Below are 15397 nucleotides of genomic sequence, written 5' to 3' on the forward strand. Positions count from 1 at the left end.
CCCATATTTGCTTGGTTGAAAATGGGAAGTTAAAGAATATCCAAATTGTTTCTGATCTCAACATTGAAAATCTTGCAAATCCTAATTCAGATCACCTATAAATAAATCTATGATTCTACAAACGCAACCCATCCAAAAAACACCCATTGTCACCTGGGAAGCACTCCCATCTGATTTTATTTTACCTGATGACCCAGTGGAAAATATTCAACAACCTCCTCTGGCGGCTGCACTCACCGATGCTTTAGGTGCATCACGGCGCATTCTCCCACAAATGCTGATTGGCTCTAATTTTGGACTTGTAGCCACCTTAAACAAAAAAATTATCGTTAAAGCCCCCGATTGGTTTTATGTGCTACAAGTACATCCTGTAGCTGCTGATGTGGTGCGTCGCAGTTATACTCCCAACTTAGAAGGAGAAGCAGTAGCGGTAGTGATGGAATTTCTTTCTGATACAGAAGGTGGAGAATTATCAGTACGTTCCACACCACCCTATGGAAAGCTGTATTTTTACGAACATATTCTGAAAGTTCCCACTTACGTCACTTATGATCCCTACGAACCCAGTTTAGAAGTCCGCTGTTTGCAAAATGGAGAATATACCAAACAAAAAGCAGATACTAATGGGCGTTTTTGGATTCCTGAATTAGAGCTATTTTTAGGAATTTGGCCAGGTGAAAGATTATGTCAAACCATGAACTGGTTGCGGTGGTGGGATAAAGAAGGAAATTTGCTACTTTGGAGTAGCGAACAAGCCGAACAAGAACGCCAACGTGCAGAACAGGAACGCCAACGGGCTGATTTATTAGCAGCTAAGTTACGTGAGCTAGGTGTTGATCCTGAATTGTTGTAAATTTGTGATGCGGGCATCTTAGCCCGCTAAAAAATTAAGGTGATAAACGCTCTATTTTCCAATTTCCATTATCTAAGCGAGTATAAAGCAAGCGATCGTGTAAACGGCTAGAACGTCCCTGCCAAAATTCAATTTCTTGGGGAATTACCCGATACCCTCCCCAATGAGGTGGTCTAGGAACTTCTTGATTTTCATATTGGCGTTGAAATTCTTGTAATTGTGCTTCTAAAACTTCCCTACCAGAAATCACCTCACTTTGATTAGAAGCCCATGCACCCAAACGACTATTATGGGGGCGTACTTCAAAATAACCATCAGATTCTTCAGAAAAAATCTTCTCTACAGTCCCCACAATTCTCACTTGACGTTCTAATTCAGCCCACCAAAATACTAATGCCGCATGGGGGTTTGCAGCTAGTTCTTGTCCTTTGTGACTGTTATAGTTAGTAAATAAAACAAAACCTCGTTCATCAAAATCCTTTAATAATACCATTCTCGCCGTAGGTTTGCCATCTGGGGTAGATGTAGCCAAAGTCATGGCGTTAGGTTCAGGTAATTGTGCTGCTAGAGCCTGATCAAACCAGAATTTAAATTGTATAAAAGGATTAGGGTCAATTTCCTTTTCACTCAAATCTTGCAAAGTGTAGTCTTTGCGAAGGTCAGCTATGTTTTTATCCATCGTTTTTATGCCCTTATTTTTAGATAATCTTATACCAGTATGTGAGAAAAATATTTATGATGATTAACAGTGGTAATAGTTCCAAAAAGCATAGACACTTTTGACTTTTGACTTTTGACTTGATTTGCCTCCTGCCTATACATTAAAATCAGATGCGCCGTTCAGCCTCTCTACAAAGTTTATTAATTTATGGTCTGAGTGGTCCGATTATCGCTCTCAATGTCTGGCTACTGTCTGTCTTGTTTCGTTATTTCCAGAACCCCATTACCATCCTGAGTATTGCGGCAATTCTGGCGTTTTTACTCAATTACCCGGTGAAGTTATTCGAGAAAGCCAGGATTAGTCGCACGCAGTCAGTAATCATTGTCTTGCTGATCACTTTAACTTTGTTGATTATTTTGGGTCTTACCCTTGTGCCGATGGTAATTGACCAAACAATCCAACTTTTAAATAATATTCCTGATTGGTTAGCTTCTAGTCAAGACAATCTGGGAAAATTACAAGTTTTGGCACGCCAGAAACGGATACAAGTTGATTTAAGCCTAGTTACTAGTCAAATCAATGCTGGTGTGCAGAACTTGTTGCAACAGATAGCTTCTGGTGCGGTGGGATTTGCTGGAACTTTATTGTCAGGATTACTAAATATCGTGTTAGTGATTGTACTAGCTTTTTATATGCTAATATATGGCGATCGCGTGTGGTATGGTCTAATAAATCTCCTTCCATCTCATATTGGCATTCCCTTCAGCAAGTCATTACAGCTAAATTTCCAGAACTTTTTCCTCAGCCAATTATTGCTGGGATTGTTCATGGTGGTAGCACTCACGCCCATTTTCTTATTTCTAAGAGTACCATTTGCCCTATTATTCGCCATTATTATTGGTATTTCTGAACTTATCCCTTTTGTCGGTGCTACTTTAGGGATAGGCTTGGTAACGTTGTTAGTTTTCTTACAGACTTGGTGGTTAGCATTTCCAGTAGCAATGGTAGCAATTATCATGCAGCAAATCAAAGATAATATCCTATCTCCCAAGTTGCTTGGTAACTTTATTGGCCTCAATCCCCTGTGGATTTTTGTAGCTATTTTGATGGGATTTGAAATTGCAGGTTTGTTGGGAACACTGGTTGCTGTACCCATTGCTGGTACTATCAAAGGCACTTTTGATGCCATCAAAAACAACAAGCAAGGAAGTTCTGTATATAGTTATACTGTTGTTGATGATGAGTGATTGGGCATTGGGCATTGGGCATTGGTAAAAATCTTTTCCTCCCCTGCCTCCTGACTCCTGACTCCTGACTCCTGACTCCTGACTCCTGACTCCTGACAAATTAATGGATGCCCAAAAGCTATTAGAAACAATTACACATTTAATTGACCAAGCCCAAAAGGGAGAAATAGACCCTTGGGATGTGCAGGTAATTGAGGTGATTGACCGGTACTTGGAACTAATGTCACCAGAGGCCACAGCTAGAGGTTATGAGGCTGATTTATCTCAATCTGGACAGGCTTTTTTATCAGCATCCATGCTTGTACTATTTAAAGCTAATACTTTAATGCAATTGTCAACAGTAGATAATATCATAGATAATGTATCTGATGATTCAATACTGGATGATGCCAATGGAGAATTATATCCCATCCACCGTCTGCAACTAGAGCGACAGCTGCGTCGTCGTCCAGCAGCAATGCCACCACAAAAGCGTCGTGTGACTCTGCAAGAGTTAATTGAGCAATTGCAGATTATGGCTAACCAGCTAAAACGGGTAGAGAAAGTTATCAAACCTCACCGTCCTAAGCGTCAGCCTAGTATGCAAACGATGCGGGAGGCACTAGAATTAGCTCACCAAGAAAATTTAACAGAAGTAGCTTTAGAAGTTGAACAGGTATTGCATCTGAGAGCAAGGGAGTTAAATTTACAGGAACAATGTTTGAATCTAGAACAACTGGTACAGTTGTGGACTAAAACAAAGCAACCAGATACAAATAGCTCTGAGCATCAATCAGAACATGGTAACTTGGTCAGCGTTTTTTGGGCGTTGCTGCTATTGTCTGCACAATCTAAAGTAGAACTATTTCAAGAAGAATTTTACCAGGAGATAAAAATACGTTTACCTACTCCAGACAACAAATGCAACCCCATCAACTAAATTTTTTTTTGCGTCAGCAAAACCCAGAATCCTAGTAAATTGAAAAGATCAGCAACTGATGATTAAGTATCATTCGACAAAAGTAAACTGGCTTGTGGTTGAGGAATAAAATTTTATGAAAGCGATGATTCTCGCGGCTGGTAAGGGTACTCGTGTCCGCCCTATTACTTATACCATTCCCAAACCAATGATTCCTATCCTGCAAAAGCCAGTGATGGAGTTTTTATTGGAATTGTTACGTCAACATGGATTTGACGAGATTATGGTCAATGTTAGCCATTTGGCTGAGGAAATAGAAAATTATTTCCGTGATGGTCAACGGTTTGGAGTACAGATTGCTTATTCCTTTGAAGGTAAAATTGATGATGATGGTAAATTGGTAGGGGAAGCCATTGGTTCTGCGGGAGGGATGCGGCGTATCCAAGACTTCTCGCCATTTTTTGATGATACCTTTGTGGTATTATGCGGTGATGCTTTAATTGACTTAGATCTAACGGCTGCGGTGAAGTGGCATAAATCTAAGGGAGCAATTGCTACCGTCATTACCAAATCTGTTCCCAAGGAAGAGGTTTCTAGCTATGGGGTAGTAGTTACGGACGAAGAAAATCGCATCAAAGCTTTCCAAGAAAAACCTTCAACGGAAGAAGCTCTTAGCACTAATATCAACACAGGTATTTACATTTTTGAGCCAGAGGTATTTGATCATATTCCTTCTGGTGTAGAGTATGACATTGGTAGCCAGTTGTTTCCTAAGTTGGTGGAAATTAATGCCCCTTTCTATGCTATCCCGATGGATTTTGAATGGGTAGACATTGGGAAAGTTCCTGATTATTGGCGGGCTATTCGCGGCGTGTTGCTGGGGGAAATCAAAAATGTGCAAATCCCTGGTCATGAAGTAGCTCCGGGTATATACACTGGCTTAAATGTAGCGGTAAATTGGGATAAGGTTGATATTACTGGACCAGTTTATATTGGTGGCATGACTAGAATTGAAGATGGTGCGAGAATTGTCGGTCCAGCAATGATTGGTCCTAATTGTTGGATTTGCAACGGTGCAACTGTAGACAACAGCGTGGTTTTTGAATGGTCGCGTCTAGCTCCGGGGGTTAGATTGGTAGATAAGCTAGTGTTTGGACGTTATTGTGTGGATAAAACTGGGGCAGCTATTGATGTGCAAGCAGCTGCTTTAGATTGGTTGATTACTGATGCTCGTCAAACTCCACCTTCGGAAATTCCTCTAGAACACCAAGCGATCGCCGAATTGTTGGGAGCAAATACAAATTAGGGATTGGGGATTGGGGATTGGGGATTGGTGATTGGTGATAAGAATTTATTACCCAGTCCCTAGTCCCCAGTCCCTAGTCCCCAGTCCCCAGTCCCTAGTCCTAACTATTCAAGTAAGTATATCTTTGGAGACTTTGCTCGTAGGTTTGTAGTAATCTTTGAGATTCGGCCAGAGTAATGCTTTTTTCTTCTAAGGCTTTCTCACAGCGTTGGCGGATGTTTTCCACCATGTCCTCAGAGTCGTACTGTACGTAGCTAACTACCTCACTCATGGTATCACCCTTGACGACGTGTTCAATTTGGTAGCCTTTGGGTGTTAATTGGATGTGAACGGCGTTTGTATCACCAAAGAGGTTATGTAAGTTACCCATGATTTCTTGGTAAGCTCCATTGAGGAACATTCCCAGATAATAGGGTTCATTTGGTGTGAATTTATGCAGTTCTAAAACTGATTTAACATCTCGCAAGTCAATAAAGCGATCAATTTTACCATCACTATCACAGGTGAGGTCTGCTAAAATTCCTCTTTGTGTGGGTTCTTGATCTAGCTTATGTATGGGCATAATGGGGAATAGTTGATCAATTGCCCAACAATCTGGTGCTGATTGAAACACCGAAAGATTAATATAATAGATGGAAGCCATAATCTTTTCTAGGTCTTCCAGTTCATCTGGTACGTATTCTTGCTGTCTAGTAATGTCTAGAATTTTGCTACAGCAAGCCCAGTAAAGACGTTCGGCTTTAGCGCGTTCTTTGAGGCGTAAAATTCCTAAGTTAAAGCGGCTGATAGCTTCTTCCTTGAATTGAGCCGCGTCGTGATAAAACTCTTGATAATTCTCTTTGTTGATGGATTGGTAGGTTTCCCAAAGGTAATTAATAATTGGTGATTCTCCCTCTTGTGGGGGATCTGGAAGTTCGAGGGGGACATCGCTGGTGCTGAGAACGTCAAAGATGAGGACTGATTGATGAGAGGCGATCGCTCTCCCGCTTTCGCTAATCAGTGTAGGTACGGGAATCTGACGTTCCGCACAGGTATCTTTTAATTCAGCTACAATATCGTTGGCATAGTTTTGCATATTGTAGTTTTTGGAGGCGTAGAAGTTGGTTTGAGAGCCGTCATAATCTACACCTAAGCCACCACCAACATCGAGATATTTCATATCTGCGCCTAACATTGCCAATTCTACATAGATGCGGCTGGCTTCTTGGATGGCATCTTTAATGACATTGATGGCGGAGATTTGGGAACCGATATGGAAGTGTAGCAACTGCAAAGCATCGAGTAAATTAGCTTCTTTGAGCTTTTCCACGGCTTCCATGATTTCGGGAATTGTCAAGCCAAATTTGGCGCGATCGCCTGTGGAAGTTCCCCAACGTCCCATCCCTTGGGTGCTTAATTTCGCCCGGATTCCCAAAATAGGCTTAATCCCCAATTGCAGGTTAGCAGCAATCACCAAATCGACTTCTTCAATCTGTTCTATGACAATAATTGCTGTTTGTCCTAGCCGTTGGGATAACATTGCTGTTTCAATGTATTCTCGGTCTTTGTAGCCATTGCAAACTAATAACGCTCCTGGTGTATCCAATAAAGCCAGGGCAATCATTAATTCGGGCTTAGAACCGGCTTCTAGCCCAAATTGATGCGGTTTACCAAAACGTACCAAGTCTTCAATTAAGTGCCTTTCCTGGTTGCATTTGACGGGGAAAACACCACGATAAACACCGGGATAGTTATAACGAGCGATCGCTTTCGCAAAACAAGCGTTTAGTCGCTCAATCCGATCTTCTAAAATATCGGAAAAGCGAATTAACATGGGAAGTCCTAAGTTACGCTGCTTTAAAGCGTTAACTAATTCAAATAAGTCTAGAGAACCGCCGCGATCGCCCTTGGGGGAAACCGTCACATGACCCGCTGCATTAATGGAAAAATAAGGTCTGCCCCAACCTTCAATGCGGTACAGGTCTTCGCTGTCCTCAATTTTCCAAGTACGAGGTAAATCTTCTGATGTCGTACTAGGGGGTAGCAGTTTCTTGTGCTTTTGGCTTTTCAATTCTGACTTATGTGCATTAGTAGGCACTTTCACGATCTCATCGGTAGTTGACTCGACACCCATTTCTTCCTGACCTCTGTGTTTCACCCACGAACTAACAATTTAGCAAATTAGTCTAATAACAGATATGCAACCAGAAAGATTTTTTCATGGTTAAGAAGGAGTTAAGGATTTACTGGTGATTGGGGATTGGGGATTGGGGATTGGTGATTGGGGATTGGGGATTGGGGATTGGGGATTGGTGATTGGTGATTGGTGATTGGGGATTGGGAAAAGAAAGATCATATTTTTTCCCTGCTTCCTTATTTATTTCTGGAACTACTAGACAAAAGACATACCTACAACTGACAATTAACGCAGAAAATTTTTTATGCTTTTGGAGACAGATTTGGAACGCACATTTTTAGCAATTAAGCCTGATGGAGTCCAGCGCGGACTTGTGGGTGAAATTATCCGTCGCTTGGAAACTAAAGGCTTTACCCTCGTAGGCTTGAAGTTGATGAACGTCAGTAAAGAGTTAGCTGAAAAGCATTATGATGTTCACAAGGAAAGACCTTTTTTTCCTGGTTTAATTAAATTTATTACCTCTGGACCTGTGGTAGCTATGGTTTGGGAAGGTGATGGTGTTGTTGCATCTGCAAGAAAAATTATCGGTGCAACCAATCCCTTAAGTGCAGAACCGGGTACAATTCGTGGTGATTTTGGCGTTACTGTCGGTCGTAACCTGATCCACGGTTCTGATGCGATCGAAACAGGCCAAACCGAAATTAAACTCTGGTTTAAGGAAGAAGAATTAGTTAGCTGGCAGCCTACTTTAACTCCTTGGTTATACGAGTAAATTAGGTAATGGGTAATGGGTAATTGGTAATTGGTAATGGGTAATTGGTAAAAACCTCTTCCCAATCCCCAATCCCCAATCCCCAATCCCCAATCCCCAATCCCCAATCCCTTACTTTGTTACTTCGGTTTTTTCGGGTTCTTCTGTTGTTTCTGTTTCTAATTCTAATTCTGTACGTTTAGAAAATCCCCAGGTGAGGATAATAGCGATCGCACTCACCATCACCCACTGGGGTGGAACTAAATCTTCGTTGATGACTTTTAATAACAGGCGTAAACCCACAAAGGCTACAGTGATATAACCTGCGTCTTCTAAATTTGCATATTCATCTAACCAGCGAATAAATAACCCGGCCATAAATCTGAGGGTGACGATACCGATAGTTGTACCTGTAATTACTAACCATGCTTCTTGGGATACGGCGATCGCTGTGGTGACGCTATCTAAGGAAAAGGCTAAATCTGTAAAGGCTATCACGGGTATTGCTTGCCACAGAGATTTAAACCGGGGTCCGTGATGGTGGTTGTCTTCGTCTTCTTGTGATGCAAAGTGTTGGAATACTAGCCACAGTAGGTAAGCAGCACCCAATAATTCAAATTGCCAGAATTTTTGTACCCAGGTAGCTGTCAACAATAGGGTAATTCGCAATACATAAGCAAATACTAACCCAATGTTTAGTGCCTGATTTTCTAGTTTTTTGTCTTCTAGTCCTTGGGCGATCGCAGCGAGGGCGATGGCATTATCAGCGGATAGCACGGCTTCTAAAAAGACTAATATCAGCAGGACTATAGAGGCTTCTATGCTGAAATGAAAATTGAGGTAATTAAAAATTTGGTCTAGCATTCCAATTTCTCAGACAGGGAAAATTTTAAATTAACAGGAACAGAGATTCTTATTATATAACGCGCAATAAATTGCTACTTTTATCCAGCTTAACCAGGACTTACGCTAAACATTATGAAAGTAGGGGTAATTCATGAATTACCCCTACCCGGTTATGGTTAACATATTTATTACAATATAGTTCTTCCTTATCAAAATCATCTTAACAAATCCAAAACCTTTTGTCAACCCCCAATATTAATAACTCCTGGATTTTCCTTGGGTATTAACTAAACAACACGATTCATGGCAAAATCCTGTAAATCCTTTAATCCTGGATATCCTGATTCTGACAAAGATTATTTTTTTTATGACGAACCACAGAGGACACAGAGGACACAGAGAAAAACCGATGAATAATCTCCCTGACTTCTTTTTGAGTCTTATCAATAAATTAACAAATAATCTTATCAGTCGGGGATCTGGTGATTGTGTACAAGAGAATCAGGATAGCAGAGGTGAAATTTCTTCGTTGTCTTCTGATTCCTGACTCCTGAATTATGTTGTAATATCAAAACAACTTTTCTAACAAACTATTTGCTAACTCACATAAATCAATATCACAAATATGAAGATGACGAGCTAAAATATCTCTCACGGCAGATGTTTTTTCATCTTCTCTAGAAATTCTCAAACATTCTTCTAAATCTATGGCTAAATCAAACAGTGGCCTATCTTTCAAATTCTGCCTGATTTTCACTGCTACATCATCATTACTAACCAAAAATTCTTTAATAGTATCTAATAGAGAATTACCTAATATTTCATCATTTCCCCAGTTTTCTAACCAATCTCCATCTGCATCTTCAATGTAAAGATGAACATAATTTACCCCATATTCTAACCAGTCTTGTTGCATTCTGCGGGCTGCTGCTAAAATTTCAGCAAATTCATCTACTTGAGTAATGCTGTTCATTTCTTTTTGGTTAAGCATAAATGCTGTCGTAAGCAGGTAACTATGTAGGTAAGGACTCAGGTGTTTGTTCAATATCAAAAATTTGAGATTAGGAAAAGTTAAGATACTTTCCTTGTGCGAGGTGATCACTGTTATACAGTGCCACATTGACTAATTGGTTGATAAAATCACTCTCTCCAGGGTTGTAACTTAAAAACAATCCTCTTTCTATTTCCCACATTTGCAGTGCATTTTGCCATTTTTCATATTTTTGGCCATGGAATTCTTTGCTAATGCTGGTAATTTGAATACAAAGTGGTTTATGTTGATGACTACTAACAATTAGGTCTGTTGCCATAGAAAGGTCGGCAATATAACGCTGCCAAAAACTACCTTCACGACGAACAATATCTTGCGCTATTGATTTAATAATATCATCATCAAACTGATTAAACTCACCTGCCATCATTTTTTTCTTCCAAATATAAAATTTGGCATCTGTTGAGTTTATCCACTTAGGAAACAAATAACCATACCAATACCTTTCATTTGCCGTCATTTGGTCAAATTTTGCTTGTCGTGCTGCTTGGGAAGGTAATGATTGAATTATCAACCAAATTGTAGAGTCTGTAATTACCTCTAGGAGAAAGCCAAGGACATAAGGTTTAGCAGTCAGAGAACCAGGACGAGTATATTTGACCCAACGATTGATCTCATTTAATCTCTTGGCTAACTGAGGATCTATCGTTGAGGCTTTCTCTGTCAATGACTTTAGTTTATCCTTGATTTCTTTTGCTTGCAAACTACACCCTACTTTTCAGTAAATAAACTAAATAAACATTTGGTTTCTAATTTATACCTTTGAACCGAAATATCCGAATCATGCTGTAGTGTTAAAATTTGGTTAAAAAAAAGATTCAATTGACAATTTCTCCCAGATGTTGTAGTTGCCAAATTTTGGAGAATTTAACAACCCCGGTTGTTACCCAGTTGACTGGTGCAAAATACCTATTAATTCGGAAATACATTGTTATGGTTATTTTACCCTTTAATAAGGTACAAGTTATACAGTTTTCGATTTTCTCAATCACACTTAACATTTCCTTTAGCTTTTATCTGTCCTAAGCTGCTCATTCTTGCTTACTTGCGATTAGTGTAAACTGAGTAACTTGGATATCTACTTCCAGCTTAACGAAAATCTAGACACTGTTGGCCACAACTTTGTTAACAATAGTTTTCAGTCACAATATCATCTACATAGATCACCATGTCTCAATCGACTATAGAATCCATCCTACAAGAAAAGCGTCTTTTCCATCCTCAGAGTAATTTTTCGCAACAGGCTAATATCAAAAGCCTGGAAGAATATCAGCGTCTTTACGACACAGCAAAAGCTGATCCTCAGAAATTCTGGGCAGAATTAGCGGAAACTGAGCTAAATTGGTTTGAAAAATGGGACAATGTGCTGGATTGGCAAGCTCCTTTTGCTAAATGGTTTGTCAATGGTAAGATTAATATTTCTTACAACTGTCTTGACAGACATCTGACTACTTGGCGTAAAAATAAGGCCGCTTTAATTTGGGAAGGTGAACCAGGAGATTCACGGACGCTAACTTATGCCCAATTGCATCGAGAAGTATGTCAATTTGCTAATGTTCTCAAACAGCTGGGTGTGAAAAAAGGCGATCGCGTGGGTATTTATATGCCTATGATTCCCGAAGCGGCTATTGCTATGTTAGCCTGTGCGAGAATTGGCGCACCTCATAGCGTAGTTTTTGGTGGTTTTAGTGCTGAAGCTTTGCGCGATCGCTTGAACGATGCAGAAGCTAAAGTAGTAGTCACAGCAGATGGTGGTTGGCGTAAAGATGCGATCGTACCTCTGAAAGAACAGGTAGATAAAGCTTTAGCTGATAACGCCGCACCCAGTGTAACAGATGTGTTAGTTGTCAAACGCACAGGTCAAAAAACCCAGATGGAACCAGGACGAGACCACTGGTGGCACGATTTACAAAAAGGTGTGTCCGCAGATTGTCCAGCTGAACCAATGGACAGCGAAGATATGCTGTTTGTTCTCTACACTTCTGGTAGTACCGGCAAACCAAAGGGTGTAGTGCATACAACAGGCGGTTATAACCTATACACCCATATTACCACAAAATGGATTTTTGATCTCAAGGATACAGATGTATATTGGTGTACTGCTGACGTAGGTTGGATTACTGGACACAGCTATATTGTTTATGGTCCCCTTTCCAACGGTGCAACCACTGTTATGTATGAAGGTGCGCCCCGTACTTCTAATCCTGGTTGTTTTTGGGATGTGATTGAAAAATACGGTGTGACGATTTTTTATACTGCTCCTACCGCCATCCGCGCTTTTATCAAAATGGGTGAACACTTACCCAATGCGCGTAATCTTTCTTCTTTACGGTTACTGGGAACTGTCGGTGAACCTATCAACCCTGAAGCCTGGATGTGGTATCACAAAATCATCGGTGGTGAACGTTGTCCCATAGTTGATACTTGGTGGCAAACGGAAACTGGTGGTATTATGATCACACCTTTACCTGGTGCAATTCCCACTAAACCCGGTTCAGCTACTCTCCCCTTCCCTGGTATTATTGCGGATATCGTCGATTTAGAAGGTAACACAGTTCCAGAAAATGAAGGTGGTTATTTAGCGGTACGTCATCCTTGGCCGGGAATGATGCGGACTGTGTACGGTGATCCTGAGCGTTTCCGTCGCACTTATTGGGAACATATTCCCCCCAAAGATGGTAAATATACGTACTTTGCTGGTGATGGTGCGAGAAAGGATGAAAATGGCTATTTCTGGGTGATGGGGCGTGTGGATGATGTGCTGAATGTGTCTGGACACCGTTTGGGAACAATGGAAGTTGAATCTGCGTTGGTGTCTCATCCGGCGGTGGCTGAAGCTGCGGTGGTAGGTAAACCTGATGATTTGAAAGGTGAGGAAGTTGTAGCTTTTGTGACTTTGGAGGGAACTTATCAAGCTAGTGAGGAGTTGAGTAAGGAACTGAAGAAGCACGTTGTCAATGAGATTGGAGCGATCGCTCGTCCTGGTGAAATCAGGTTTACTGATGCTTTGCCAAAAACGCGATCGGGTAAAATTATGCGGCGTTTGTTGCGGAATTTGGCAGCAGGACAGGAAATATCGGGGGATACTTCGACTTTGGAAGATCGTGGTGTTTTGGATAAATTGCGGGAAGGGAATTAATTTAGGTTAGTTTTTCATAACTGTGTAAAATCTGTATGGGGTGGGCAAAATTGCCTACCCTATATTGTGTGAAGCAGATGATAACTTGAATTAAAATAGGGATATAGATGAAAGATGCACTAGGACAAAGAGGTGAGAGGATATTTGAAGTTTTAATCACTAAATTTCACTCTGATGCTGGTCCCATTTTTAAGCCTCAGTTTTTAGGAGATAAATGGCAGTATGTTGATTTTATTGTGGAGTTAGTAGGTGCTGGTTCTTATATTCCTTATTTTTTTGTACAAGTCAAAACTACCAGACAAGGTTATACTAAAAAAGATAAACGTTTAAAGGTGCAAGTAAAAAAGGAATCTGTAATTGGTATAGCATCTTATCCAGCACCAACTTATATAGTGGGAATTGATGAAGTTCAAGAAGTCGGTTATTTAGTTTCTGCTAATGGTGAAAATTTAACATCTCTTTCAAGTCTATCTACTAATTTTCCTATTAATAAACAGAATAGAGAAATTCTTTGGGATGAAGTAAATAGCTTTTGGAGTCAATATAACAATAATAATTTAGCTTCACAATTTTCTGATCAACAATGGAGATAAAACAATGCAAACAGAACAACCCTGGTATATTGGTTTACGTTCAGAAGCTTTGGCAGTTGTGTACTTAACTCGTCGTGATGATTTAATTGTTTCTCAGCAAGAAAAAGATAAAGATACCGGACTGGATTTATTAGTCAAAATCACCAAAGATGGTAATTACACGGGGAGAATTTTTGGGGTAGAAGTGAAAGCAATAGTTTCTAGTTCTGACGTAATTCAGCATAATGATATTTTTAAGCTCAAAAATAACAAATATAAGAATTTGAAAGTTTTCAGAGATTTACCATTTCCAGTGTGCTTGTTTTTCTTTACCCTAGATAACGATAAAGGTTACTATAAATGGATTTTAGAACCTATCATCAAAGATGGAAATAATGTAGCCTTGAAATTTAATGAAAATGAGGAATTAAAAAACCTAAATGATGAGGAAATAGATAATATTATTGCGATGGTTAATAACTGGTATGACCATAAAATTAATTTAGTAGAAGTATAGTATTCATGTTTTTGGCATAAATATCATGACTCTTGCACAAGAAACACGCTACTACTCACCCGAAGAATACCTAGAATTTGAAGTAAATTCAGAACTACGTCACGAATATTAGGATATACTCACGGGTTATTACTCAAATAAGATAGATTACCAGCTTTAATCATGACGATTAAGTGTTCAATACGTTCATACTCGTTTAGTTCTTGTAATTTTTTGGGCATGGTGTATTTTTCCAAAATCTGTTATTTTATTATTTGTCAGAATCAGGATATCCAGGATTTTAGGATTTACAGGATGTTGTTTGAAAGTATCATGTTTTGATTTTTGATTGTCCATCTTTATCTGTGTTTATCTGCGTTTATCTGCGTTCAATTATTTTTGATGTTTTTTTACGAACCGCAGAGACGCAGAGGACGCAGAGAAAAAATATCAGTTATCTTTGTGTGGGAAGGGAGTAATTTTCGCGTTTATCTAATTAATTATGTCAGAATTTGTGGAGGTTTCATCAGAAAATAAAATCCTGTAAATCCTCAAATCCTAGATATCCTGATTCAGACTTAATAATTTTCTGTAACCTTTAAATGTTACAGTTTACAAGTCTGGACGCGATAAAAGAGAGCATTCTACACCTTTGAATTTGAGAATATCATGCCTCCGTCGACTAGTGGTGAAACTGTTTTTATTTCAGAGCCAATGCGGATACTTTATTTTTACTATCTGCTAATTTTGGAAATTCATCCCATGTTCTTCCGTCAAGTTCTCTACCAAACTTTTTCTTTTGAACTCCTCCCCATTGTTTAAAGAAAAATGGTACATTCGCTTCAACACATTGTTTTCTAATATCTCGTACCCATTCAATACTCATAGGACGAGCGCCTATACCAGATTCTCCACCAACAATAACCCAATGTAAATTATCTAAAGAAAGTTTTAAAGAACCTAAAAGCGGCTCACAAGATAAAAATCTAATTTTTGCAGGAATTTCTTTTAAAATCTCGCTTCTCCATGTCCAGGCCTGTGATTCTACACTTACTCCAGCCCAAACATTAGGAGGCCATTTCTTGAGTATTTTAGAAATTTCTAACATCCTTTCTGGACGCTTAGTTAATAATTGAAATTGATGCCAATGCGCTTTTTCCATAACATTAAAAACCTTGATGATGAATTCTTCGGTAATTTCATCCAGGAATAAATCACTCATGGAATTAACAAAGATTATGCGAGGTTTTTTCCATGAAAGAGGCATTGTTATTCGTTCATTCCAAGATTTTACATCAAAACCTTGTTCATAAGGATGACCAGGAATACCACGCCACCGTTCTGCAAAACGTGCTGCATAACAGTTCTGACAACCAGGGCTAATTTTATGGCAGCCAGTGGTAGGATTCCATGTAGCTTCTGTCCATTCTATTGTTGAAGATACCGACATATAATTTTACT

14 protein-coding genes and 1 pseudogene are annotated in these 15397 nt (G+C 39.6%); 9 read left to right on the forward strand and 6 right to left on the reverse strand.

Features of this window, described 5'->3' with window-relative positions; genetic code table 11:
• Positions 1–109 precede the first annotated feature (109 nt).
• Positions 110–853, forward strand: a complete 744-nt coding sequence (locus tag VB694_RS22995) for a Uma2 family endonuclease (protein ID WP_323362667.1) — start codon at positions 110–112, stop codon at positions 851–853.
• A gap of 34 nt (positions 854–887) precedes the next feature.
• Here VB694_RS22995 and pdxH read toward each other — a convergent pair whose 3' ends face one another.
• Positions 888–1532 (reverse strand): pyridoxamine 5'-phosphate oxidase, encoded by a 645-nt coding sequence (gene pdxH / locus VB694_RS23000; protein ID WP_323362668.1) that lies wholly within the window; start codon positions 1530–1532, stop codon positions 888–890.
• Between the two features lie 152 nt (positions 1533–1684).
• Here pdxH and VB694_RS23005 point away from each other — a divergent pair, with 152 nt between their 5' ends.
• The 3 genes from VB694_RS23005 (at position 1685) to VB694_RS23015 (ending at position 4965) form a co-directional block, all read left to right on the forward strand.
• Positions 1685–2761, forward strand: a complete 1077-nt coding sequence (locus VB694_RS23005; protein WP_323362669.1) for an AI-2E family transporter — start codon at positions 1685–1687, stop codon at positions 2759–2761.
• A gap of 103 nt (positions 2762–2864) precedes the next feature.
• Positions 2865–3680, forward strand: a complete 816-nt coding sequence (locus VB694_RS23010) for a ScpA family protein (protein WP_323362670.1) — start codon at positions 2865–2867, stop codon at positions 3678–3680.
• A 115-nt stretch (positions 3681–3795) separates the two neighbouring features.
• Positions 3796–4965, forward strand: coding sequence for an NDP-sugar synthase (locus VB694_RS23015; RefSeq protein WP_323362671.1), 1170 nt, complete (start codon positions 3796–3798; stop codon positions 4963–4965).
• A gap of 100 nt (positions 4966–5065) precedes the next feature.
• Here the strand turns inward: VB694_RS23015 and speA are convergent, their stop codons facing one another.
• Positions 5066–7078 carry a biosynthetic arginine decarboxylase gene (speA, locus tag VB694_RS23020; RefSeq protein ID WP_323362689.1) on the reverse strand — a complete coding sequence of 671 codons (2013 nt, stop codon included), beginning with the start codon at positions 7076–7078 and terminating at the stop codon, positions 5066–5068.
• Positions 7079–7403: 325 nt separating this feature from the next.
• Between speA and ndk the strand changes: the two genes are divergently transcribed.
• Positions 7404–7853 (forward strand): nucleoside-diphosphate kinase, encoded by a 450-nt coding sequence (ndk, locus tag VB694_RS23025; protein ID WP_323362690.1) that lies wholly within the window; start codon positions 7404–7406, stop codon positions 7851–7853.
• Between the two features lie 111 nt (positions 7854–7964).
• Here ndk and VB694_RS23030 read toward each other — a convergent pair whose 3' ends face one another.
• The 3 genes from VB694_RS23030 to VB694_RS23040 all read right to left on the reverse strand — a co-directional run bounded on the left by VB694_RS23030 (position 7965) and on the right by VB694_RS23040 (position 10432).
• Positions 7965–8696, reverse strand: a complete 732-nt coding sequence (locus tag VB694_RS23030; protein WP_323362672.1) for a TerC family protein — start codon at positions 8694–8696, stop codon at positions 7965–7967.
• Between the two features lie 550 nt (positions 8697–9246).
• Positions 9247–9669, reverse strand: coding sequence for a hypothetical protein (locus VB694_RS23035; RefSeq protein ID WP_323362673.1), 423 nt, complete (start codon positions 9667–9669; stop codon positions 9247–9249).
• A gap of 70 nt (positions 9670–9739) precedes the next feature.
• A complete protein-coding gene (locus VB694_RS23040) occupies positions 9740–10432 on the reverse strand; it encodes a hypothetical protein (RefSeq protein WP_323362674.1) in 693 nt (230 codons plus the stop codon).
• 465 nt (positions 10433–10897) lie between these two features.
• Between VB694_RS23040 and acs the strand changes: the two genes are divergently transcribed.
• The 4 genes and pseudogenes from acs to VB694_RS23060 form a co-directional block, all read left to right on the forward strand.
• The gene (gene acs, locus VB694_RS23045) at positions 10898–12868 is read left to right on the forward strand and encodes an acetate--CoA ligase (protein WP_323362675.1); all 1971 of its coding nucleotides are present in this window, start codon (positions 10898–10900) and stop codon (positions 12866–12868) included.
• A 107-nt stretch (positions 12869–12975) separates the two neighbouring features.
• Positions 12976–13461: a DUF4365 domain-containing protein gene (locus VB694_RS23050; RefSeq protein ID WP_323362676.1), complete on the forward strand. Its 486-nt coding sequence runs from the start codon at positions 12976–12978 to the stop codon at positions 13459–13461.
• 4 nt (positions 13462–13465) lie between these two features.
• Positions 13466–13957, forward strand: a complete 492-nt coding sequence (locus VB694_RS23055) for a DUF4365 domain-containing protein (protein ID WP_323362677.1) — start codon at positions 13466–13468, stop codon at positions 13955–13957.
• Between the two features lie 25 nt (positions 13958–13982).
• Positions 13983–14066: pseudogene (locus VB694_RS23060) on the forward strand (Uma2 family endonuclease); the annotation flags it as partial.
• Positions 14067–14636: 570 nt separating this feature from the next.
• Here VB694_RS23060 and VB694_RS23065 read toward each other — a convergent pair.
• Positions 14637–15386 carry a phage Gp37/Gp68 family protein gene (locus tag VB694_RS23065; RefSeq protein ID WP_323362678.1) on the reverse strand — a complete coding sequence of 250 codons (750 nt, stop codon included), beginning with the start codon at positions 15384–15386 and terminating at the stop codon, positions 14637–14639.
• Between the last annotated feature and the right edge of the window lie 11 nt (positions 15387–15397).

It is taken from the genome of Anabaena sp. UHCC 0451, from assembly GCF_034931405.1.
GTDB lineage: Bacteria > Cyanobacteriota > Cyanobacteriia > Cyanobacteriales > Nostocaceae > RDYJ01.